Here is a 21,755-nt window from a genome sequence, read left to right as displayed (position 1 = left end):
GGAAAGCAGGCCATGAGCGATCCGATCCTCTCGGTTCACAATCTCGTCGGCGGCTACGGCAAGATGACGATCCTGAACGGCACGAGTTTCGCCGTGCCGCCGGCGACCATCACCACCATCATCGGCCCCAACGGCGCCGGCAAGTCCACCGTGTTCAAGGCAATCTTCGGCCTGCTGAAGCTGCGCGAGGGCAAGATCAGCTTCGCTGGCCGCGACGTCACCAATTTGAGCCAGCGCGCGCTGCTCAATGCCGGCATCTGCTATGTGCCGCAGGGACGCAACATCTTCCCGGAGCTCTCGGCGCGGCACAATATCGAGCTCGGCGGCGTCGCCGCCGGGAAGGGCCTCGATTTGCCGAAGCGGATCGAAGCAGCGCTCGACCTGTTTCCGGCGCTGCGCCGCAAGTCGGCGCAGCAGGCCTCGACGCTCTCGGGCGGCGAACAGAAGCAGCTCGAGATCGCCCGCTCGCTGCTGCTCGATCCGAAGCTCGTTCTGATCGACGAGCCCTCGATCGGCCTGTCGCCTCTGATGGTGCAGCAGACCTTCGACATCCTCAAAAACCTGCGTGACCGCGGCGTCACGATCCTGATGATCGAGCAGAACGCACGCTCGGCGCTGGAAATGTCCGACATCGGCATCGTGCTCGAGCTCGGCCAGACCCGCATGGTCGACAAGGCCGATCGCATCCTGAACGATCCGCGGATCGGCCAGCTCTTCCTCGGCGGTGCCATGGAGGAGAGTGCGGCATGAGCGCGCAAATGCGTATCGCAGTCGCCGGGGCCGGCCTGATTGGCCGCCGCCACATCGAGTTGATCGCGGCATCAACGGACTGCGTGCTGGCAGGCATCGCCGACCCCTCGCCTGCCGCAAAGGACTATGCGCAATCGCACGGCGTGACCTGGTATGCGGACCATCGCGCGCTGCTGGAGCAGGACAAGCCCGACGGGCTCGTCATCGCCTCGCCCAACACGCTGCACCTTCCGATCGCGCTCGATTGCGCGGCGGCGGGCGTGCCGGCTCTGATAGAGAAACCGGTGACTGAGACCGTTGCCACGGCGCAGCACCTCTGCGCCGCGATCAAGCGCACCGGTGTGCCGATGCTGGTCGGCCATCACCGCCGGCACAATCCGATCATCAAGGCCGCACGCGAGACGGTGTCGATCGGCAGGCTCGGCCAGCTCACCGCGGTGGTCGGGCTATGGCTGCTCAAAAAGCCCGACGACTATTTCGAGGTCGCTTGGCGCCGCGAGCAGGGCGGCGGACCGCTACTGATCAATCTCATCCACGATGTCGACAACCTCCGCTTCATCTGCGGCGAGATCACCGAGGTGCAGGCGCTGACCTCGAACCGAGCGCGCGGCTTCGCCGTCGAGGACACCGCAGCGCTGCTGCTGCGCTTTGCGAACGGCTCGCTGGGGACCGTCACCGTATCGGATGCGACGCCGGCGCCGTGGAGCTGGGAGCTTTCCTCGGGCGAGAACGCTGCATACCCTAAGCAGGATCAGCCCTGCTACATCTTCTCCGGCACCGCGGGATCGCTGTCCGTGCCGAATATGGAGCTGTGGTCCTATGCGGAGCGGCCCGGCTGGTACGCGCCATTGTCGCGCGAGAGCGTCGCGCCGCCCGCCTTCGATCCACTGGTCGAGCAGCTCCGCCATTTCTGCGCGGTCATCGCCGGCCACGAACAGCCGCTGATCTCGGCCGAGGATGCAATGGGCACGCTCGCCGTCGTCGAAGCCGTCACAGAGGCCGCGCGCACGGGCCAGGCAATCTCGCCGGGGCGGATCATGGAGCAGGCAGCATGAACAAACGCGCGATCGCGACCGTCTCTCTCTCAGGCGCCCTGGACGAAAAGCTCCGCGCCATCGCTGCCGCCGGCTTCGATGCCGTCGAGATTTTTGAGAACGATTTGCTGTCGTTCGGTTCGGGTCCGCGCGAGGTGGCGCAGCTCTGCAAGGACCTCAAGCTGGAGATCTGCGCTTTCCAGCCGTTCCGCGATTTCGAGGGCATGCCGGAGCCGCAGCGCACGCGCAATTTTGCCCGCGCGATGCGCAAGTTCGACCTGATGCAGGAGCTCGGCACCGATCTCTTGCTGATCTGCTCCAACGTTTCGCCCAACTCGCTCGGCGGCATCGACCGCGCCGCGGATGATTTCCGCGAGCTGGGCGAGCGCGCCGCCAAGCGTGGCTTGCGCGTCGGCTACGAGGCCCTTGCGTGGGGACGCCACGTCAACGACTACCGCGATGCCTGGGAGATCGTGCGGCGCGCCGATCATCCCGCGATCGGCGTCATCCTCGACAGCTTTCACGCGCTGGCGCCGGGCTTTCCGACCCGCGCGATGGCCTCGATCCCCGGCGACAAGATCTTCCTGGTGCAGCTTGCCGATGCGCCGAAGCTCGAGCTCGACATTCTCTCATGGAGCCGGCACTTCCGCTCCTTCCCGGGTCAGGGCGACCTGCCCGTCGGCGAATTCATGAAGGCGATTGCGGCGACCGGCTACGCGGGGCCACTGTCGCTCGAGATCTTCAACGACCAGTTCCGCGCCGGCTCGGCGGCCCAGACCGCGGTGGACGGCCTGCGCTCGCTCATCCTGCTGGAGGACCAGCTCGCGCCCGATTGGCCGAAATTTGCCGGCGAGCCACTGGCGCCGAAGGCCAAGAGCGGCGGCACCGGGTTCATCGAGTTTGCCGTCAACGAAGCCAAAGCCGGCGATCTCGCCCGCCTGTTCTCGCAGCTCGGTTTCCGAAAGTCCGGCAAGCATCGCAGCAAGGCAGTGGAGCGCTGGTCGCAGGGCAAAGTCGAGCTCGTGATCAATTGCGAGACCGATGGCTTTGCGCATTCGCACTATGTAACGCACGGGCCCGGCGTCTGCGCCATCGCGCTCGATGTCGACAATGCCGGCCTTGCCATGCAGCGCGCCGAGATGCTGAAGGCGCGGACGTTCTACCAGCCGGTCGGACCCGGTGAGCTTGAAATTCCGGCGATCCACGGCGTCGGCGGCAGCCTGCTCTATTTCCTCGACCAGGCCGGCAAGAACTGGGACACGGATTTCGAGCCGGTTGCGAGCGATGCCGCCAAGGACGCCCTGCTCGCCGTCGACCACATCGCGCAGTCCATGCCCTACGACGAGATGCTGTCCTGGCTCTTGTTCTACACCGGCATTCTCGATCTCAAGCGCCTGCCGCAGATGGAGATTGCCGATCCCAGAGGCCTCGTGCAGAGCCAGGCCATCATCAACGCCGATCAGAGCCTGCGCTTCGTGCTCAACGGCTCCTCCGCCAACCGGACGCTGCCGGCGCGCTTCATTTCGGAATTCTTCGGCTCAGGCGTGCAGCACGTCGCATTTTCTTGCAACGACATCTTCGCGACGGTCGCGGAGATGCGCAAGCGGGGCGCGGATTTCCTGGACATCCCCGACAACTACTACGACGACATCGAAGCCAAATACGACCTCGCCCCCGAGCTGATGGCGCAACTGCGCGCCAACCACATCCTCTACGACCGTGAGGGTGACGGCGAGTTCTTCCAGGTCTACACCCACATTTTCGACGAGCGCTTCTTCTTCGAGATCGTCGAGCGCAGGAATTATCAGGGCTTCGGCGCGGCCAATGCCGGCATCAGGCTCGCCGCGCAAGCCCGCGAGGTGCGGCCCGCCAGCATGCCGCGAGTGTAGGCGTCTTCGCCTCTCCCCGCCTGCGGCAGGGCAATCGAATATGAAAACGGCGTGATTTTTGGCGCTACCGTTTCCACATCGTCGCCATCCACGTCTTCACTCTTGCAAAACAAGACGTGGATGGCCGGGACAAGCCCGGGCATGACGAGTTTGTGGAGCGATCGGCTGCTCACAAGACACATCGAACCTGCAGCATTATCCGCATATGCGATTGCCCTGCCGCCTGCGGGGAGAGGAAAAAAGCATCAGGCTCACTTCATCGGGCACTTGTCGTGGAAACGATCCTGGTCGTTCTCCACGATTGTCGCGACGGTCTTCAGCGCGAGCTGGCCTTCGGCATCCTTCACCACATCCTGGAGGTAGAAACTCTGCACCGGGATGTGGTTGTTGCCGTATTTGAACGCGCCGCGCAGCGACTTGAAGTTGGCTTTTTCCATCTCGGCCTTCATCGCGTCCTTCTTGCTGGTGTCGCCCTTCACCGCGACGACCGCGCTGTTGATCAGCTGCGCCGCGTCATAGGTCTGCGCGCCGTAATAGGTCGGGCGCAGGCCGGCGTACTTCTTGCGGTAGTCGGCGACGAAGCGCTTGTTCTGCTCGTTGGGGAGGTCGTTGACCCATTCCTGCGCGCCGGGGACGCCGAGCGCGTTGTCCTTCTGCAACGGCAGCGACAGCTCGTCGACGGTGAACGCCGTGTAGAGCGGCATCGTGCTCTTCAGGCCGGCCTGCGCATATTGGTTGAGGAACTGCACGCCGGCGGCACCGGGATAGAACACGAAAATCGACTCCGCGCCCGAGGCGCGTGCCTTGGAGAGCTCGGCGGAGAAGTCGAGCTGGCTCGGCCACACCGTGTATTCCTCGCCCTTGATCTCGCCCTTGAACGTGCTCTTCACGCCCGCCAGCATGTCCTTGCCGGCCGCGTAGTTCGGGCCGATCAGGAACACGCTCTTGACGCCCTTCTGGTTCATGTAGAGGCCCATGGCGGCGGGCGTCTGGTCGTTCTGCCAGGAGGTCGAGAACACGTAAGGCGAACAGAGCTCGCCCGCGAGCTGCGACGGGCCGGCATTGGCCGAGATCAGGAAGGTCTTCGAGTCCACCGCGGTCTTCAGCGAGGCCAAGAGCACGTTCGACCAGATGTAGCCGACGATGAAATCAACCTTGTCGGACTGAACCAGCTTCTCGGTCTTCTGCTTGCCTACGTCAGGCTTCTGGCCGTCGTCCTCATAGATCACCTCGACCGGCTTGCCGTCCATCTTGCGCCCGAGATGATCGAGCGCGAGCTCGAACGAGTTGCGCATGTCGTTGCCGATCACGGCGGTCGGGCCGCTGAAGGTCGAAACGAAACCGATCTTGATGGTGTCGCCGGCGAATGCCGGGCTCGCCAGCACCAGCGCCGCTGCGCCCGCCAGCCAGAATGCCGTCCTCATAACCACTCCCCTCCTTATTATCGATCCGATCCCGGGAACGGGGTGATCGCCGCCCCGGGGCCAGTCTCCATTGAAATGCAAAATCTGTCGCGCCGCCAATGGGTCAGCGCCCGCCTCTGCACCATATTTCGCCCCAATCGGGGATGGCAAGAATTATAATGCTACTTACTTCGGCCAAGGCCTAGTCAAGCCTGCGGCGCTTTTTCGCGGGGATATCGATACACCGGGCCTATGCAGCGATTGGTGATGGCTATTGGACCGCGGCGCCCGATCCGCACTTAAATGAAGGAAGAGAGCAGCGAGATTCGAGGGCGCATCATGACCACGACACCGCATCGCGTCGTCATCGTCGGAGCCGGCTTCGGCGGACTGGAGACGACTTACCGGCTTGCGGGCGCGCCGGTCGAGATCACGCTGATCGACCGACGCAACCATCATCTGTTTCAGCCGCTGCTCTACCAGGTCGCGACGGCCTCGCTCGCGACCAGCGAGATCGCCTGGCCGATCCGGCACCTGATGCGCGACCGGCGCGAGGTGACGACGCTGTTCGCGACCGTCAGCGGTGTCGATGCCGCGCGTCGCTGCGTCCTGATCGACGACGGCAGCGAGGTACGCTACGACACGCTGGTGCTCGCGACCGGCGCGCGCCACGCCTATTTCGGCCATGACGAGTGGGAGGCATGGGCACCAGGCCTGAAGACGCTGGAGGATGCGACCACGCTGCGCCGGCACATCCTGGTGGCGTTCGAGCGCGCCGAGCGCGAGACCGATCCGGCGCGGCGCGCCGCGCGGCTGACCTTTGTGATTGTCGGCGCCGGCCCGACCGGCGTCGAGCTTGCCGGCACCATCGCCGAGATGGCGCATCACACTCTGCCCGGGGATTTCCGCAACATCGACACGACGAAGGCGCGCGTCGTGCTGATCGAGGCCGGCCCGCGCGTGCTGGCGGGCTTCGCCGACGACCTCTCCGCCTATGCGCAGGCCTCGCTGGAGAAGATCGGCGTCGAGGTCGTGCTCGGGCAGGCCGTCACCGAGATCAATCGCGAGGGCGTAGTGTTCGGCGGCAAGCTGCTCGAGGCAAAGACACGAATCTGGGCCGCCGGCGTGCGCGCCTCGCCCGCCGCAGAATGGCTCGGTGCGCCGGCCGATCGCGCCGGGCGCGTAGAGGTCGAGGCCGACCTCACCATTCCCGGCCATCCCGACATCTTCGCGATCGGCGATACTGTCAGCATCAACGCCTGGGACGGCAAGCCGGTGCCCGGCATCGCGCCGGCGGCCAAGCAGCAGGGACGACATGTCGCTGAAACCATCAAAGCCCGCCTGCGCGGCGAGACCAAAGGCGCGTTCCGCTACAAGCACGCCGGCAGCCTCGCCCAGATCGGCAAGCGGCTCGCGGTGATCGATTTCGGCAAGGTCAAGCTGCGCGGCACCATCGCGTGGTGGATCTGGGGCATCGCCCACATCTACTTCCTGATCGGCCTCCGCCATCGCCTCAGCGTCGCACTGAGCTGGCTGTGGATCTACGCGCGGGACCAGCGGGCCGCACGGCTGATCACGCAGGGATCAAGCAAGGTGGCGTAACCGATGCTCTCGTGTCCCGGACGCGGCGCGGCATGAAATGACGCGACGCAGAGCCGGGACCCAGAATTGTGGGCCCCGGCTCTGCCTTGCATCGCTGCGCGCTGCACCGCGTCCGGGGCACGCGACCGCCTACTTCACCAACTCACACCCGCCCTCCGCCAGCGGGCGGAAGGCCTGGTCTGCGGGAATCTTCGAGACCAGCTTGTAATAATCGTAGGGATATTTCGACTCCTCTGGCTTCTTGACCTCAAACAGGTACATGGGATGCACGACGCGGCCGTCCTGGCGGATCGTGGTGTCGCCGAACAGCTTGTCCTTGCCTTTGAACTTCTTCATCTCGGGCACCACGTCCCTGGCATTGTCGCTGCCGGACGCCGCGACCGCGTTGAGATAGGCGAGCGTCGAGGCATAGACGCCGGCCTGGTTGCCGCTCGGCATCTTGCCGTTCATGCCGGGCCGGACCGCAAAGCGCTTTGCGAAAGCGCGGGTGTCCTCGTTCATGTCCCAGTAGAAGGCTTCCATCAGCTGGAGCCCTTGCGCGACCTTGATGCCCATGCCGTGAATGTCGTTGATGAAGAGCAGGAAGGCGACGAGCTTCTGCCCGCTTTGCTGAATCCCGAACTCGGCGGCCTGCTTCACTGCGTTGATGGTGTCGCCGCCGGCGTTGGCAAGGCCGATCACCTGCGCCTTCGAGCCCTGCGCCTGCAGCAGGAAGGAGGCGAAGTCGGAGGTGCCGAGCGGATGTTTCGAAGAGCCGAGCACCTTGCCGCCGTGGCCCTCGATATACTTTTGCGCTTCAGCCTCGATGCCCTTGCCGAGCGCGTAGTCGACCGTGAGGAAATACCAGTCCTTGCCGCCGCGCGACATCATGGCGGCTGCGGTGGTGTTGCCGGTCGCCCAGGCATCGTTGACCCACTGGATCGTATTCGGCGAACAGGCCTTGCCGGTGAGATCGGAGCTTGCCGTGGACGACGCCAGGAAGGTCATGCGGCTGTCGCGCAGCAGCGTGTTGATGGAAAGACCGACGGCCGAGTTCGGCACGTCGACGATGGCATCGACGCCCTCGACATCGAGCCATTTGCGCGCGATGGCATTGCCGACATCGGCCTTGTTCTGGTGATCGGCATAGACGATCTCGACCTTGATGCCTTTGCCGCCGCCGTTGAAATCTTCCGCCGCCATGCGCGCGGCCTCGACCGAGCCCATGCCATTGGTGTCCTGGAAGATGCCGGAGATGTCGTTGAGCACGCCGACGCGCACGACATTGTCCGAGATCTCCGCACCGGCTGCACTGCTCATCAGGCCTGCGGCCAGCGCCAGTGTCCACCTCAGCCGTTTCATCGTTCCCTCCTTGATGTGTTTGGTCCGGCCGTTGCCGGAACATTCTTGAAAGTCAGCTTCTTGAAGGTCAGACTTTTGAGATCAGACCTGCCGCTCCGGTAGTCTCAGCACGATCCCGTCGAGCGCGGGCGTGATCATGATCTGACAGGATAGCCGGCTGTTCGGCAGCCGCTCCGCCGCGGTGCCGTCGAGCAGCGCGTCCTCGTCGCCGGCGACCGGAGGCAGACGCGCGAGCCAGGCTTCGTCGACATAGACGTGGCAGGTCGCGCACATGGCGTTTCCGCCGCATTCAGCCAGAATGCCGTCGAGGCCGTGCCGCGTCGCGGCCTGCATGGCGCTTTCGCCGCCTGAGGTCTCGACGCGCTCGGACTTTCCGTCGGGATGGATGAAGGTGATGGCGGGCATGAAACTCCTCGTCAGGCCGGGGTGATGGTAACAGGCAGGCTGTCGAGCCCGCGCAGCGTGTTGTTGAAGCGGCGCTTCGGCTCGCCCGTGATCTCGATCTTCGCGACGCGGCGGGCCAGTGCGGTCAGCATCACCTCGCCTTCGAGGCGGGCGACGAGCTGGCCGACGCACATGTGGATGCCGGAGCCGAAGCCGACATGGCCGGAGGTACGGCGGGTGATGTCGTAGCTATCAGGCTTGTCCCAGCGGCGCGGGTCGCGGTTGGCGGCGGCGAGGAACATCAGCACCTTTTCGCCCTCGCCGATGCGCGCACCGGAGATCTCGACCTCCCGCGTCGTCGTGCGGAAGAAGGTCTGCACCGGGCTCTCGAAGCGCACCGCCTCCTCGAAGGCGCCACGCGCCAGCGAGAGATCATCGCGCACGCGCTGCCACTGATCGGGAAAGCGCGCGAGGCAATAGACCGCCGCGCCGATGCCGTTGACTGTTGTATCGAGCCCGGCGGAGAGCAGCGAGCGCACCAGCAGCGGCGCCTCCGTCGCCGTGATGGCGCCCTCGTCCACCTGCGCATGAATGCAGGCGCCGAAGCCGCCGGGTGCAAGGTTCTCGCGCTGGCATTGCTCGGCGACGTAGGCTTGATGCGGCATCGAACGTTCGATCGCCTCCTGGCGCAGCTGGTTGGGCGGGCCGAAGGCGTTGAACACGACGCTCGCATAGGGAATGAGATGCTCGCGCCCCTCCGGCTTCAGCCCGAGCGCATCCGGAAAGATCGAGAGCGGATAGGCTTCGGCGAGATCCGTGATCGCATCGAAGCTGCGCTTGTCCAGCAGCGCAGCGACCCTCTCCTCGGCCGCTGCGGCGAAGCGATCGCGCACCTGCTTCATCACGGTCGGCGAAAGCACCTTCGACAGCACCGCGCGGGTGCGCGTGTGCGCCGGCGGATCGGCCTCCAGGATCAGGCTCGGCGGCCGCCATGGCGTCTCCTTCTTGAAGTCGGACAGGCCGACGCCGCGGCTGGAGCAGAAGGTGGCGGGATCGTTGAGGACGGCATGGACCTCGGCATAGCGCGCCACGCCGTAGACGTTCCACTTATCGAGATAGACCACCGGTCCCGTCTCCCTCAGCAGTTCGTGCGTGGGATACGGGTCGGCAAAAAACTTCATGTCGAACGGATCCACGTCGAGATGTGGGACGGCCGGCGAACCATTGGCCGCTGGGGAGCCGCTTGCGCTCATTGAAGTCCTCCGTCACTTTGATCTTGTGAAACGCGGCCGCATGCCCTTAGGTCTAAAGGCAGCTTGCGAGTCAAAATCCCGACATGCCGACGCCTTCGACCCGATCCCGCCCAAGACCCGCGTCCGTCGAAGCCGGACCGACGCTCGATCTCGATCGCTACGTTCCGGCTCTCATCACCTTCATCGCCAACAAGCTGTCGAACAGCGCGACCGCGTTCTATCAGCGGCAGTTCGGCGTCAACGTCACGGAATGGCGGATCATGTCGCTGCTGGCGATCGAGCCCGGCATTCCGGCCTCGCGCATCTGCCACGTCATCGGATTTGACAAGGGACCGGTGAGCCGGACGCTGGCGGGCCTCGAGAAGCGCGGGCTGGTCTCGATCCGCACCGACCCCAACGACGGCCGCACTCATTCGATTTCGCTGACGGCGAAAGGTCGCGCCACACATGACAAGGTGATCGTCGCGGCGCTCGACCGCGAACGCCGCCTGCTGTCCTGCCTCAACAAGGACGAGCGCGAGGTGCTGATCGACCTGGTCCGCCGGCTGCACGAGAATCTCGGCGCGGTGACCGGCAGCACCGAGACCTGACAGGCCGCGCGTCGGGCGCCATCCCCCGTCATCCCCAGGCAAGCGCCGGCGTCTGCCGACGGCACCATTCCAGCCGCGCATCGTTTCCTCCAGGATCAGACGCGGCGGTTCCCCCACCGTCGTCCTCGCCTGGAATGGTTCGCACAAATTAGTTGCCTGGGCAACAAAAAATCCGGCAGCATATTACGGCAGGATGGCTGGCGTAACTAACCAGCTCGTCATTCCGGGGCGCGCGTAGCGCGACCCCCCAATCCGTGGCGCGATACCCTGTGCGGTGAGATGGATTCCGGGGTCGCCGCCAAAGGCGCGCCCCGAATGATCGCTAGGTCGGCCTCAGCTTCACGATGCATCGGCTCCACCAACTACAGCCCCACCCACTCTCCGGACGCATCATCATTCAACCGCGCCACCGCATCGATCCGCCGCGTCAACACCGCGCGCTGGTTGATGTACCCCTTGTCGGTGATCTCGCCGCCATCGACCGAGGGCGGCTCGGCAAGAAGCAATGCGCGCGTCGCATGGCCGGAGGAATTGGCGCCCTGCTGCTTCAGCCTTGCGAGCCCTTGCACGATCGCGGCTCTCACCTTCACATGTCCAAGCACTTCATTTACACCTGCCGTCTCGGGTAAACCCGCATGCGCGCGGCACGCCGCGACATTCGGGAACACCAGGAAGCGCACCTCGTCGCCGCCATGACCGGTCACGACGATGTCCTGCGCGAGCGGCGCCAGCGCGGCGATGCCGGCGACGCGCAGCGTGCCGACGCTGACCCAGGTGCCGGAATTAAGCTTGAAATCCTCGGCGACACGGCCATCGAAGAACAGGCCCCGCTCGGGCCGTGCGCTGTCGGCAAGCTTCACGGCATCGCCGATGAGGTAAAAGCCCTCGTCGTCAAAAGCCTGCTTCGTCAACTCGGGGGCCTTCCAATAGCCCGGCGTGACGTTAGGGCCGCGCACCCGCACCTCTAGCTTGTCGCCTGACGTGACGAGTTTCAGCTCGGTGCCGGGAATGGGCACACCGATATTGCCGGAGCGCTCGGCCAAGAAATGGCAGTCGGTGGCGAGCGGTGAGGTTTCCGTCGAGCCCCAGGCCGAGACCATCGGCATCGCGCGGCCGACGGTCTCCATGGACAGCTGCGCGAGTGCGTCCCACAGATTCTGCGGCAGCGCGGCGCCGGCATAGAAGGCGAACTTCACCTCACTGAAAAAGCGGCGGCGCAGCTCTTCGTCACCGCGCAGCGCCGCAATCAACATGTCGAAGCCGCGCGGCACGTTGAAATAGACCGTCGGCATTACGCTCTTCAGATTGGCGAGCGATGTCGCGAACAGGCCGGGCGCGGGCTTGCCGCCGTCGATATAGAGTGAGCCGCCGTTGCGCAGCACGAGATTGAAATTGTGGTTGGCGCCGAAGGTGTGGCTCCAGGGCAGCCAGTCGAGAATGACGAGATCGCCGCGGCTCTGTTCGAGGAAGGTCCAGGTTTGCGCCTTGGCCTGCTGGCTCGAGGTCAGCATCCGCTGGGTGTTGATGACCGCCTTGGGCGTGCCGGTCGAGCCTGAGGTGAACAGGAATTTTGCGATCGTATCCGGCGTCACCGCGGCGAAGGCTCGTGCGACATCCGGCGTCTCGGGCGTTGTCGCGATGGTGCGGAACGCGAGCGCATCGGCGTCATCGGCATTGCCGCTGATGATGTGCGCGTTGTGCAGCGGCTTGATGGCGGCCAGCGCTGGCGCGAACGGCTGGAGCGCAGAGACGTAGATCGCGCCGGGCTCGAGCAACGCAATCATGCTCTTGAGCTTGTCGAAGTCCTTCGACATCAGCGAATAGGCCGGCGAGATCGCGGCCGAGGGCACACCGACATGCTGGGCCGCGAGCGCGAGCAGCGCGTGGTCGATGCTGTTGTCTGAGAGAATGACAACGGGGCGCTCCGTGCTGAGCCCCTGCGCCAGAATCCACGACGCTGTCGCGCGCACCCGCCGCAGAGCACCAGCGTAAGTCACGGTGGCCCAGGGCGTATCGGCGCGGCCGCGCTCGGCAAGAAAGATCTTGTCGGGCGTCTGCCGCGCAAAATGCTCCAGCCAGTCGCCGATGCAGCGTGCGCTCTCGCGCAGGGGCTCCGGCGAGCGCAGCAGGATGCTGCCGTCGGCGCGGTGCTCGACGACGGTTTTGGGCGTTGCGAACAGGCTCGAAGCGTCACCGCGGGTGGCTGACGTCATGGTCTCCTCCTCGCCCGAATCCGGGATGGGTCGCAGCCTCGTTCCGGACTGCTTTGGTCATAATGTTGGGCAGAGCAATTGTTGTCGTCAACAACAATCTTTCGCTCCGGCGGCCGAGGCGCTAAGGTTACGCGGCAGGAGACCCCACGTGACAGCCACCGCAGCCCAGACCTCTCCCCGCAAACGCGCCGGCAACGGCGACGCGCGACGGATCGACGCGGACGAGATCGGCCTCGACGCATTGGTCGGTCACGCCGGCTATGCGGTGCGGCGCTTCCAGATCTGGATCTTTCAGGACTTCATCAGGACGCTTCGCGCGGTCGACATCCGCCCGACTCAATATTCGGTGCTGACGGTGATCGGCGCCAATCCAGGTCTGTCGCAAATGGCGGTGGCCAAACGCCTCGGCATCGAGCGCGCCCGGCTGGTGCACCTGCTCGACAGCCTCGAAGAGCGCAAGCTGGTGAAGCGGATCAAGTCGAAGGCGGACCGGCGCTCGCACGCGCTGCACCTCACTGCGCAGGGCGAGACGGCGCTGGCAAAGTTCAAGCGCCTCGCCGCCGAGCACGAACGGCATGTCGAGGCCAAGATCGGCAGGGAGAACCGGGAGCGGCTGCTTCGGATCCTCGCCGACTTCACCTGACCGAGACTGCCCACGATTTGAGCAAATGCCCGCAACAGGGCGTTGGCATGACGGCCCGCTCGCTCATCAGCGCATCTCCCAAGCCATTGATCTCACGTTAATTTCCGGAGCGAGCGCGCTGCCCGGATAATGTACACAATGGCACATCGCTTGCTTCAATCCGGGTGAGACCTGTTGCCGGAGTTTTGTGACCATGGGGGCTGAGCAGCCTGAAACGATCGCCGCGATCGTGGCCGCGCATCGCGCGGGCACGATGACGCCAGCGCAGACGGTCGCGCGGACCTATCAGCGCATCCGCGACCACAACGATCCGGCCGTATTCATCAGCCTGCGCGACGAGAAGGACGCGGTCGCAGAGGCCGGGAAGCTCGCCGCGCGCGCCGATGCAGAGAGCCTGACGCTCTACGGCGTACCGGTCGCAGTGAAGGACAATATCGACGCGCTCGGCTTTCCGACCACGGCGGCCTGCCCGGCTTTCTCGTACATGCCGACGCACGACTCGACCGCGGTGGAGCGGCTGCGCGCGGCCGGCGCCATCATCATCGGCAAGACCAATCTCGACCAGTTCGCAACCGGCCTCGTCGGCGTGCGTTCGCCCTACGGCATTCCCAAAAATTCGATCCGCGAGGATCTCATTCCGGGCGGGTCGAGCTCGGGCTCGGCCACCGCCGTCGGTGCGGGGCTCGTGCCGCTGTCGCTTGGGACTGACACGGCCGGCTCAGGTCGCGTGCCGGCGATGCTCAACAACATCGTCGGGCTGAAGCCGAGCCTCGGCATGATCTCGACCGCGGGCCTCGTGCCGGCCTGCCGCACGCTCGACTGCATCTCGGTGTTCGCACTGACGGTGGACGACGCCGCGCTTGCGCTGTCGGTGATGGCCGGCCCGGATCAGGCCGATCCGTTTTCGCGCGACCGGCCGTTGGGCGCCATAACATCGGTCCCAGCGAATCTGCGCCTCGGCGTACCGCGCAATGGGCAGTTGATCTTCTTCGGCGACAAGAAGGCGGAAGCTGCCTATGCCGACGCGCTGAAGCGCTGGACCGCGCTGGGCGCGACGCTGGTCGAGTTCGATCTCGAGCCATTCTACGAGACGGCGCGGCTGCTTTATGAGGGACCCTGGGTCGCCGAGCGTTATCTCGTGATCAAGGATCTGCTGGCGTCCGCGCCCGATTCGATTCACCCGGTGACGCGCGAGATCACCGCGGCCGGCGCACGGCTGACGGCGGCGGAGACGTTCTCCGCACTCTACCGCCTGCAGGGCCTGCGCAAGATCGCCGAGCGCACCTTTGCCAACATCGACGCGCTGGTGCTGCCGACGGCGCCCACCGCCTATACGACGGCGCAGGTGCTGGCCAATCCGATCGAGCTCAACAGCCGGCTCGGCACCTACACCAATTTCGTGAACCTGCTCGACCTCTGCGGTCTGGCGCTTCCCGCTTCGATCCGGGCTGACGGCATCCCGTTCGGGATCACGCTGCTTGCGCCGGCGGGACGCGATGCGCTACTCGCGAGCATCGGGCGGGTGTTCCATGCGGATACGAAGCTGAGTGTCGGGGCAAAGGGTGTTGCGCAACCTGCGCTCGCGCCTCTGCCGGCAAGGGGTGGCGACGAGATTCCGATCGCCGTGGTCGGCGCGCATCTCTCCGGCATGGCGCTGAACCGTGAATTGACCGCGCTGAACGGAAAGCTGATCGAGGCGACGAAGACAGCGGCGGACTACAAGCTCTACGCACTACCTACCACGCCGCCGAAGCCGGGCATGCTGCGCGTCGCGGCCGGCACGGGCGCGTCGATCGAGCTCGAGATCTGGTCGCTGCCCGCGGCTGCGTTCGGCAAGTTCGTGAATGCGATTCCGGCGCCGATGGCGATCGGCACGATCCGGCTCGCCGATGGCCGCAGCGTGAAGGGATTTCTGGTCGAGCCGGAGGCGCTCGCCGAGGCGCGGGATATCACGGCGCATGGCGGCTGGCGCGCATATGTGAAGGAGGCCGCGACAACATAGGTCTCGTAGGGTGGGCAAAGCGAAGCGCGCCCACGATCGCCGCTAGCTGAGAGAAATGGTGGGCACGGCGCTTTGCGCCTTTGCCCACCCTACGGCAGCGAGTGCGCGGCTCACACCGACACCGCGTAGATCTCATACTCCCCGCGCACCAGCTCGATATGCGCACGCATGGCGCCAGCGGCGCCCTGCTTGTCGCCGCGCATGATGGCGACGACGACGCGGTCGTGCTCGGCTTGCGACTTGGCCAACCGGCCGAGATTGCGGAACTGGGCGCGGCGGAACGGCTGCACGCGCACGCGCGTCGCCAGCGTGATCTCGGCGATGTAGCCGTTCTGCGAGCCCGCATAGATCGCGTTGTGGAAGCGTTCGTTGACCTCGTGGAAGCGGTCGGGATTGCCGGCATAGCTGAGCAGCCGGAGCTCTTCATGGATGGCCTCCAAGCCGTGACGTTCGGCGGCCGACATGCGCTCGGCGGCAAGGCCGGCGCAGAGCGCCTCGAGCTCGGCCATCGCCTCGAACATGCTCTTCAGACGCTCGATCGAGGGCTGCGCCACCACTGCACCACGATGAGCACGCGCTTCGACGAGCCCGCTTGCCACCAGTTGCCGCAACGCCTCTCGCACCGGCGTGCGCGAGACGCTGAAGCGCCGCGCGATGTCGGTCTCGTCCAGCGGCGCACCAGGCGCGAGCGCGCCGCGCACGATCTCGTCGGCAAGCTGGAGGCGCAATTCCTCGGCCCGCGTGACCTTCTGCAGCGACGGGAGTGCACGGTCGACGCGGGGCACCATCGGCTCGGCCGGCAGTGTCCCGGGCGGGAGATCGTCAAGCGTCATGCGGTCAGGTCTCTTTCGACTCGTCGATGATGCTGACATGGGCAGCGACGACGCGCCAGCCCTCCGGGAAGCGAATCCAGGTCTGCATCTGCCGGCCGACCTTGCCGGGCGCCGTGTCGCGATAGAACAGGGTGGAGGCCACGGCCGTGTCGCGGCCATAGCTCGTGATGACGGTTTTCGCGGTGCGGCGGTTGAGGCCGACCGGCGAGCGCGCGGCGCGGAAGCCGGAGATCGCCTCATAGCCATAGAGGTTCTCGCCGATACCGTAGCGCAGCGTGCGCGGATCGTTGCGGAAGAGCTCGCCGAGCACGGCGACGTCGTTGCTGACGAGGGCCTGCTCATAGCGCTCGAAGGCGGCCTTCACTTCCGCGATGATCTCGGGAAGATCGATCTCCATTTCAAATTCCTCTTGGTGGCGACGCAGATACGACGCCCATCTTTTCCAACGCGTACGCGACGCGGAGCGCAATGTCCTCGCGCCACGGCGCGGCGATGATCTGCACCCCGATCGGCAGCGGCTCGAGCGGCACCGGCACCGCGACCACCGGCAGGCCGATGAAGGAGATGGGCTGGGTGTGGATGCCGATATTGGCGCGCACCGGCAGCTCGACGCCGTCGAGATTGAAATTCACCTGGCCGAGCTTCGGCGCGGTGCAGGGCGTTGCCGGCGCGAGCAGCACGTCGACGGATTTGAAGATCTCGGCGAGCTGGCCGCGATACCAGCGGCGGAATTTCTGCGCGCGATCGACCAGCGCTGCCGGCACCATCGCGCCGGCGATCAGCCGGTCGCGCACGGCCGGATCGAAATCCTTGGGGCGCTTGCGCAGTCGGTCGAGATGCAGTGAGGCGCCTTCGGTGGTGGTGATGACATAGGCCGCGGCGCGGGCGCGCGCGGCTTCAGGCACGTCCACGACTTGCGTTGCGCCGAGCGCCTTCGCGACGCGGCTGACCGCCTCGACGGCTTCAGGAAAGACGTTCTTCTGAAAATAGCCGCCAGCAATCGCTATGCGCAGATCCGAGACCGGATTGGCGAGCAGCGGCAGCGACGGCTCCAGCCCACGTGTGGTGCAGGCGCCATCGTCCGCATCCGGTCCCTGCATCGCATCGTAAGCGAGCGCGAGATCGGTGACCGAGCGCGCGAGCGGGCCGAGATGATCGAGGCTCGCGACGAACGGGAACGAGCGCGCGCGCGACAGCCGGCCATAGGTCGGCTTCAGCCCGAAGATGCCGCAGAACGACGAGGGCACCCTGATCGAACCATTGGTGTCCGAGCCAAGCGCGATCGGCACCAGCGCGCCGCCGACAGCGCTGCCGGAACCACCGGAGGAGCCGCCGGTCATCCGCGTCGTGTCATGCGGATTGCGCGAGGGCCCGTCATGGACGTTCTCGCCGGTGAAATCGTAGGCGTATTCGCCCATGTTGAGCGCGCCGACCAGCACGGCGCCGGCGGCTTCCATGCGCTCGATCAGCGTGGCATCGCGCTTGGCCGGCGCGAGGTCGCGGTTGATCTTGGAGCCGGCCCGGGTGGGCAGGCCGGCGACGTCGAACAGGTTCTTGACTGCGAAGGGCACGCCGGCGAGCGGGCCCACCTTCTTGCCGGCAACGATGTCGGCATCGATCGCGCGCGCCTTGGCACGGGCGCGATCGGCGGTGACGTCGGTGAAGGAATTGAGGATGCCGTCGTGCTGCTTGATACGCGCGAGAGCTGCTTCGGTGGCATCGAGCGCCGACATTCTGCGGTCCGCGACCGCGCTCGCGATCTCCGCGGCTGTCATTTCCGGCTTGGTGGTCATGGCATCATCAGGCCGTGAAGATCGGCGCCGGCTCGGTCTCGTCCGGCAGCGCGAATTCGTCGATGAGGCGGGCGAGCCGCAGCGAGACTTCGAGATTGGCGCGCACCGCGGGCCGCCAGGCCTCCTCGACCGGCAGCGCCAGCGCTTCCGATACGGCGTCGATGTAATCGTCCAGAGGTTCGGCCATCACTCTCTCAAGCTGATCTCAGTGCACTCTCAGTGTATTTGCAACGGCGGATGCGGGATCGCCGTCAAAAGCTCCTTGGTGTAGTCGTCCTTGGGATCGCTGAGGACCTGCTCGGAAGAGCCCTCTTCGACGATCCGTCCCGTCCGCATCACAATGACACGATCGCACAGCAAGCGCACCACATTCAAATCATGCGAGACGAACAAATAACTCATGCCTAGCCGCTGCTTGAGGTCCTGAAGCAGGTTGAGCACGACGGCCTGCACCGACACGTCGAGCGCGGCGGTCGGCTCGTCGAGGATGACGAGCTTTGGATGCAGCGCGATGGCGCGGGCGATGCCGACGCGGGCCTTCTGGCCGCCGGAGAGCTGGTGCGGAAACCGGTCGAGCAGATTGTGCGGCAGGCCGACCATGGTCGCCAGTTCCTCGCAGCGGGCGCGGAGCGCGTCGCGGCCCTTGATGTCGCCGAGCTGCAGGATCGGGTCGGCGATGGCGCGGGCGGCGGTGAAGCGCGGATTGAGGCTGTCGGTCGGATCCTGGAACACCATCTGGATGCGGCTGCGCTGCGGCAACCGGGCAAACGAGGCGGGTGCTATCCTGCCGATGTCCTCGCTATCGAACTGGATCAGGCCGGAGGTCTGGTCCAGGAGGCGCATCACCATCATCGATGTCGTCGATTTGCCGCAGCCGGATTCGCCGACGAGGCCGACGCTCTCGCCATGGCCGATCGAGAAGCTGATGCCGTCGACGGCGCGGAAAACATCGGGCTCGACGGGTGGCTTGCGGCCGAAGAGCTTGCCGAGCACGGCCGTGGCGCCCTGGCGGGGGTATTCCTTGACGAGCTTGTCGATGAGGAGGAGGGGTTTGGGATTCTCGTCACCCCCGGGCTTGACCCGGGGGTCCATCGACACAGACGAATCTTTCGAAGCGTGATGGATGGCCGGGTCAAGCCCGGCCATGACAGCGGTGCTCTCCTCTTCAGGCAGGAGATCCCGCAACGACACGCCAAGCCGCGGCGTCGCGCGCATCAGCTTCTTGGTGTAGGGGTGCTGCGGATTCGCGAAGATGTCGGCGGCCTTCGCGGTCTCGACGACGCGGCCCTTCTCCATCACCACGACGCGGTCGCAATAGGCGGCAGCAAGGCCGAGATCGTGGGTGATCAGGATGGTCGACATCGCGCGACGCTTGGTCAGCTCGACAATCAGGTCCATCACCGCTTTCTGCGTGGTGACGTCCAATCCAGTCGTCGGCTCGTCCGCGATCAAGAGCTGCGGATTGCAGGCGAGCGCGAGCGCGATGACGACGCGCTGGCACATGCCGCCAGACAGCTCGAACGGATAGGCATGGTAGCGCTCGCGCGGACGGGCGATCTTGACCTGCTCCAGCGCCTCGATCGCCTTCTCGCCGTGATCGCCCACTTGCGCCTGCTGCACATGGGTGCGCAGCACGTCCTCGATCTGGTCGCCCACTTTCCGGATCGGGTTCAGCGCCGCGCGAGGGTTCTGGAAGATCATCGAGACTTCGCGGCCGCGCAGGTCGCGCATCTGGTCCTCGCTCGCAGCCTTGACGTCGATGCCGGAGAACATCACCGAGCCCTCGGCGATCTTGCCGGCGCGATCGAGGATGCGCATCACCGCGTAGGAGGTCACCGACTTGCCGGAGCCGGACTCGCCGACGATGGCGAGCGTCTCGCCCTTGGCGACGGAGATGTTGACGTGCTGCACGGCTTTGACGATGCCGCGGCGGGTGGTGAATTCGACGGTGAGATCCTGGACGTCGAGCAGCGGCTGGGCGGTCACGAATCCCTCCCGTCGCTTATGAGATCGAAAACAACCCCGTGCACAGTAGAGCCACCACTGAAATCATTGGAGATTTTTTGCCGACCCATCACGTCCTCCGTTGCGGGTCGACGATGTCGCGGAGGCCGTCGCCGAGGAGGTTGAAGCAGAACACGGCGATCATCAGCGCGAGGCCGGGGAACAGAGCGATCCACCATTCGCCTGAAACCATGAAGCCGGCGCCTTCGGCGACCATGATGCCCCATTCGGCCGTCGGCGGGCGGACGCCGAGGCCGATGAAGGACAGGCCCGCGGCATTCAAAATGGCGTAGCCCATGGTCAGCGACATCTGCACGATCATGATCGGCATGATGTTGGGCAAAATGTGCACCAGCAGGATGCGGAATTCGCCGTTGCCGGACAGCCGCGCGGCCTGCACGAAGCCGGCGTTGCGGCGGACATTTGCTTCGGCGCGCGCGACGCGGGCGTAGAGCGGGAAGTTCACGATCGCGGTGGCGAGGATGATGTTCTGCACGGTGTTGCCGAGCGCGGCGACGATGCCCATCGCCAGCACGAACAGCGGGAAGGCCATGATCGTGTCGGCGATGCGGCCGACGATGCGATCGGTCCAGCCGCCGAAATAGCCGGCCGCGATGCCGGCAAGGCCGCCCATCAGAAACACCAGGGCGACGGAAGCGACCGCGATGAAGGTATCGAGCCTCGTTGCCACGATGACGCGGCTGAAAATGTCGCGGCCGAGCTGGTCGGTGCCGAACCAATGCGCCGCCGACGGCGGCTTCAGCGCGGCAGCCGTGTCGGAGGCGAGCGGATCGTACTGCACCACATAGGGGCCGAAGATCGCCGCGATCAGGATCAGGATCAGCAGCGCGAAGGCAAAGCCGGTGACCTTGTTTTCGCTGAGGACGTAACGAGTTTGTTCGAGGATTGCTACGAGTCCTGAGGTACGGGCAGGGCCGGCGGGTTCAACGGCTGGCGCAACGGAGCTCATTGTGTCCCCCTAGCCTTCAAGTCTGACGCGCGGATCGATCACGCCGTACAAGATGTCGATCACGAGATTCAAAAGGACGTACATGACCGCCATGGTCAGCACAAAGCCCTGCACCGGCGCGAAGTCAGAGGAGATCAGCGCTTCCACCGCATAGGAGCCGATGCCGGGCCAGGCGAACACCTTTTCGACCAGCACGTTGGCCCCTAACAGGAACGAGAACACCATGCTGAGTGTGGTGACGACCGGGAGCATCGCGTTGCGGAAGGCGTAGGTGACGATCACGGTCGATGGCGACAGCCCGCTGGCGCGCGCGGTGCGGACGAATTCGGACGCAAGCACCGCCAGCATCGAGGCGCGGGTCATGCGCGCGATCGGCGCCAGCGAGAAGATCGCGAGCGTCGTCGCAGGCAGGATCAGCTGGCTCAGCGCCGAGCGGAACGCCTCGAAGTCGCGCGCAATCAGCGTGTCGATCAGATAGAAGCCGGTTACCGTCGGCGGCGCGCTGTAGAACACGTCGAGGCGGCCGAGCGGCGCGGGCGACCAGCCGAGCTGGAAATAGAAGACATAGACCAGCACGAGGCCGGTGAAGAAAACAGGGAGCGAGACACCGGCCGTCGTCGTGACGCGGCAGAGATGGTCGATCCATGATCCCGGCCGTGTTGCCGCGAGAACGCCGAGCGGGATGGCGATCACGATCGAGACGATCAGGCCGAGCAGTGTCAGCTCGGCGGAGGCCGGCAGGCGGTTGCGGATCTCGGTCGCGACAGGCTGGCCTGTGGTCAGCGAGTTGCCGAAATCGCCATGGGCGAGGTCGTTGGTGTAGCGGAAGAACTGCTCGATCAGCGGCCTGTCGAGGCCGAGCTTCTTGCGGATCTGCTCGACGGCTTCTTTCGTTGCGGCGGGACCGGCGAAGTAGGCCGCGGGATCGCCCGGCAGCGCGCGGGTCAGCAGGAAGGTGACGATGACGACGCCGATCAGCGAGGGAATCGCGAACATCAGGCGCTTGCCGATCATGGTCAGCATGGGGTGCTCCTGATGTGGAATTGAGATA

19 protein-coding genes are annotated in these 21,755 nt (G+C 65.4%); 7 read left to right on the top strand and 12 right to left on the bottom strand.

Annotated elements, in window-relative coordinates; all coding sequences use genetic code 11:
- Positions 1–12: 12 nt before the first annotated feature.
- From AC5V87_RS03055 to AC5V87_RS03045, 3 genes are read left to right on the top strand one after another with little or no spacing between them, the layout of a single operon-like run.
- Positions 13–750, top strand: coding sequence for an ABC transporter ATP-binding protein (locus AC5V87_RS03055; RefSeq protein ID WP_456841422.1), 738 nt, complete (start codon positions 13–15; stop codon positions 748–750).
- Entirely contained in the window at positions 747–1,805 is a 1,059-nt protein-coding gene (locus AC5V87_RS03050) for a Gfo/Idh/MocA family protein (RefSeq protein ID WP_495369963.1), read from the top strand. The genes AC5V87_RS03055 and AC5V87_RS03050 overlap by 4 nt, the downstream gene beginning before the upstream one ends.
- Positions 1,802–3,673, top strand: a complete 1,872-nt coding sequence (locus tag AC5V87_RS03045; RefSeq protein WP_495369962.1) for a bifunctional sugar phosphate isomerase/epimerase/4-hydroxyphenylpyruvate dioxygenase family protein — start codon at positions 1,802–1,804, stop codon at positions 3,671–3,673. Before AC5V87_RS03050 ends, AC5V87_RS03045 begins: the two co-directional genes overlap by 4 nt.
- Positions 3,674–3,924: 251 nt before the next feature.
- Here AC5V87_RS03045 and AC5V87_RS03040 read toward each other — a convergent pair whose 3' ends face one another.
- Positions 3,925–5,097, bottom strand: a complete 1,173-nt coding sequence (locus AC5V87_RS03040) for an ABC transporter substrate-binding protein (RefSeq protein ID WP_456841423.1) — start codon at positions 5,095–5,097, stop codon at positions 3,925–3,927.
- A gap of 318 nt (positions 5,098–5,415) precedes the next feature.
- On the opposite strand from AC5V87_RS03040, the gene AC5V87_RS03035 reads away from it, so the two are divergent.
- On the top strand, positions 5,416–6,678 hold the full coding sequence (locus tag AC5V87_RS03035; protein WP_456841424.1) for an NAD(P)/FAD-dependent oxidoreductase: 1,263 nt from the start codon (positions 5,416–5,418) through the stop codon (positions 6,676–6,678).
- A 129-nt stretch (positions 6,679–6,807) separates the two neighbouring features.
- Here AC5V87_RS03035 and AC5V87_RS03030 read toward each other — a convergent pair whose 3' ends face one another.
- From AC5V87_RS03030 to AC5V87_RS03020, 3 genes are all read right to left on the bottom strand, one after another.
- Complete coding sequence (locus AC5V87_RS03030) at positions 6,808–8,019, bottom strand: ABC transporter substrate-binding protein (RefSeq protein ID WP_495369961.1); 1,212 nt, start codon at positions 8,017–8,019, stop codon at positions 6,808–6,810.
- A gap of 81 nt (positions 8,020–8,100) precedes the next feature.
- Positions 8,101–8,424 (bottom strand): 2Fe-2S iron-sulfur cluster-binding protein, encoded by a 324-nt coding sequence (locus AC5V87_RS03025; protein WP_495369960.1) that lies wholly within the window; start codon positions 8,422–8,424, stop codon positions 8,101–8,103.
- Between the two features lie 11 nt (positions 8,425–8,435).
- Entirely contained in the window at positions 8,436–9,656 is a 1,221-nt protein-coding gene (locus AC5V87_RS03020; protein ID WP_495369959.1) for a cytochrome P450, read from the bottom strand.
- Between the two features lie 83 nt (positions 9,657–9,739).
- Here AC5V87_RS03020 and AC5V87_RS03015 point away from each other — a divergent pair, with 83 nt between their 5' ends.
- The gene (locus AC5V87_RS03015) at positions 9,740–10,246 is read left to right on the top strand and encodes a MarR family winged helix-turn-helix transcriptional regulator (protein WP_456841428.1); all 507 of its coding nucleotides are present in this window, start codon (positions 9,740–9,742) and stop codon (positions 10,244–10,246) included.
- 362 nt (positions 10,247–10,608) lie between these two features.
- Here the strand turns inward: AC5V87_RS03015 and AC5V87_RS03010 are convergent, their stop codons facing one another.
- Positions 10,609–12,459: a feruloyl-CoA synthase gene (locus AC5V87_RS03010; RefSeq protein WP_495369958.1), complete on the bottom strand. Its 1,851-nt coding sequence runs from the start codon at positions 12,457–12,459 to the stop codon at positions 10,609–10,611.
- Between the two features lie 148 nt (positions 12,460–12,607).
- Here AC5V87_RS03010 and AC5V87_RS03005 point away from each other — a divergent pair, with 148 nt between their 5' ends.
- Together AC5V87_RS03005 and atzF are read left to right on the top strand one after the other, a co-directional pair.
- Positions 12,608–13,102 (top strand): MarR family winged helix-turn-helix transcriptional regulator, encoded by a 495-nt coding sequence (locus AC5V87_RS03005; protein WP_456841430.1) that lies wholly within the window; start codon positions 12,608–12,610, stop codon positions 13,100–13,102.
- Between the two features lie 193 nt (positions 13,103–13,295).
- Positions 13,296–15,104 (top strand): allophanate hydrolase, encoded by a 1,809-nt coding sequence (gene atzF, locus AC5V87_RS03000; RefSeq protein ID WP_495369957.1) that lies wholly within the window; start codon positions 13,296–13,298, stop codon positions 15,102–15,104.
- Positions 15,105–15,214: 110 nt separating this feature from the next.
- Here the strand turns inward: atzF and AC5V87_RS02995 are convergent, their stop codons facing one another.
- From AC5V87_RS02995 to AC5V87_RS02965, 7 genes are all read right to left on the bottom strand, one after another.
- On the bottom strand, positions 15,215–15,937 hold the full coding sequence (locus AC5V87_RS02995; protein WP_495369956.1) for a GntR family transcriptional regulator: 723 nt from the start codon (positions 15,935–15,937) through the stop codon (positions 15,215–15,217).
- A gap of 4 nt (positions 15,938–15,941) precedes the next feature.
- A complete protein-coding gene (gene hpxZ / locus AC5V87_RS02990; RefSeq protein ID WP_495369955.1) occupies positions 15,942–16,334 on the bottom strand; it encodes an oxalurate catabolism protein HpxZ in 393 nt (130 codons plus the stop codon).
- 1 nt (position 16,335) lies between these two features.
- A complete protein-coding gene (locus AC5V87_RS02985) occupies positions 16,336–17,730 on the bottom strand; it encodes an AtzE family amidohydrolase (protein ID WP_495369954.1) in 1,395 nt (464 codons plus the stop codon).
- Positions 17,731–17,737: 7 nt separating this feature from the next.
- Positions 17,738–17,917 (bottom strand): DUF4089 domain-containing protein, encoded by a 180-nt coding sequence (locus AC5V87_RS02980; protein WP_495369953.1) that lies wholly within the window; start codon positions 17,915–17,917, stop codon positions 17,738–17,740.
- A 29-nt stretch (positions 17,918–17,946) separates the two neighbouring features.
- The gene (locus AC5V87_RS02975) at positions 17,947–19,716 is read right to left on the bottom strand and encodes a dipeptide ABC transporter ATP-binding protein (RefSeq protein WP_495369952.1); all 1,770 of its coding nucleotides are present in this window, start codon (positions 19,714–19,716) and stop codon (positions 17,947–17,949) included.
- 88 nt (positions 19,717–19,804) lie between these two features.
- Positions 19,805–20,704 (bottom strand): ABC transporter permease, encoded by a 900-nt coding sequence (locus AC5V87_RS02970; protein WP_495369951.1) that lies wholly within the window; start codon positions 20,702–20,704, stop codon positions 19,805–19,807.
- A gap of 9 nt (positions 20,705–20,713) precedes the next feature.
- On the bottom strand, positions 20,714–21,727 hold the full coding sequence (locus AC5V87_RS02965; protein WP_495369950.1) for an ABC transporter permease: 1,014 nt from the start codon (positions 21,725–21,727) through the stop codon (positions 20,714–20,716).
- Positions 21,728–21,755: the final 28 nt, after the last annotated feature.

This window comes from Bradyrhizobium sp. SOJA106, assembly GCF_059448745.1.
This window is presented reverse-complemented; position numbering and strand designations above follow the sequence as displayed.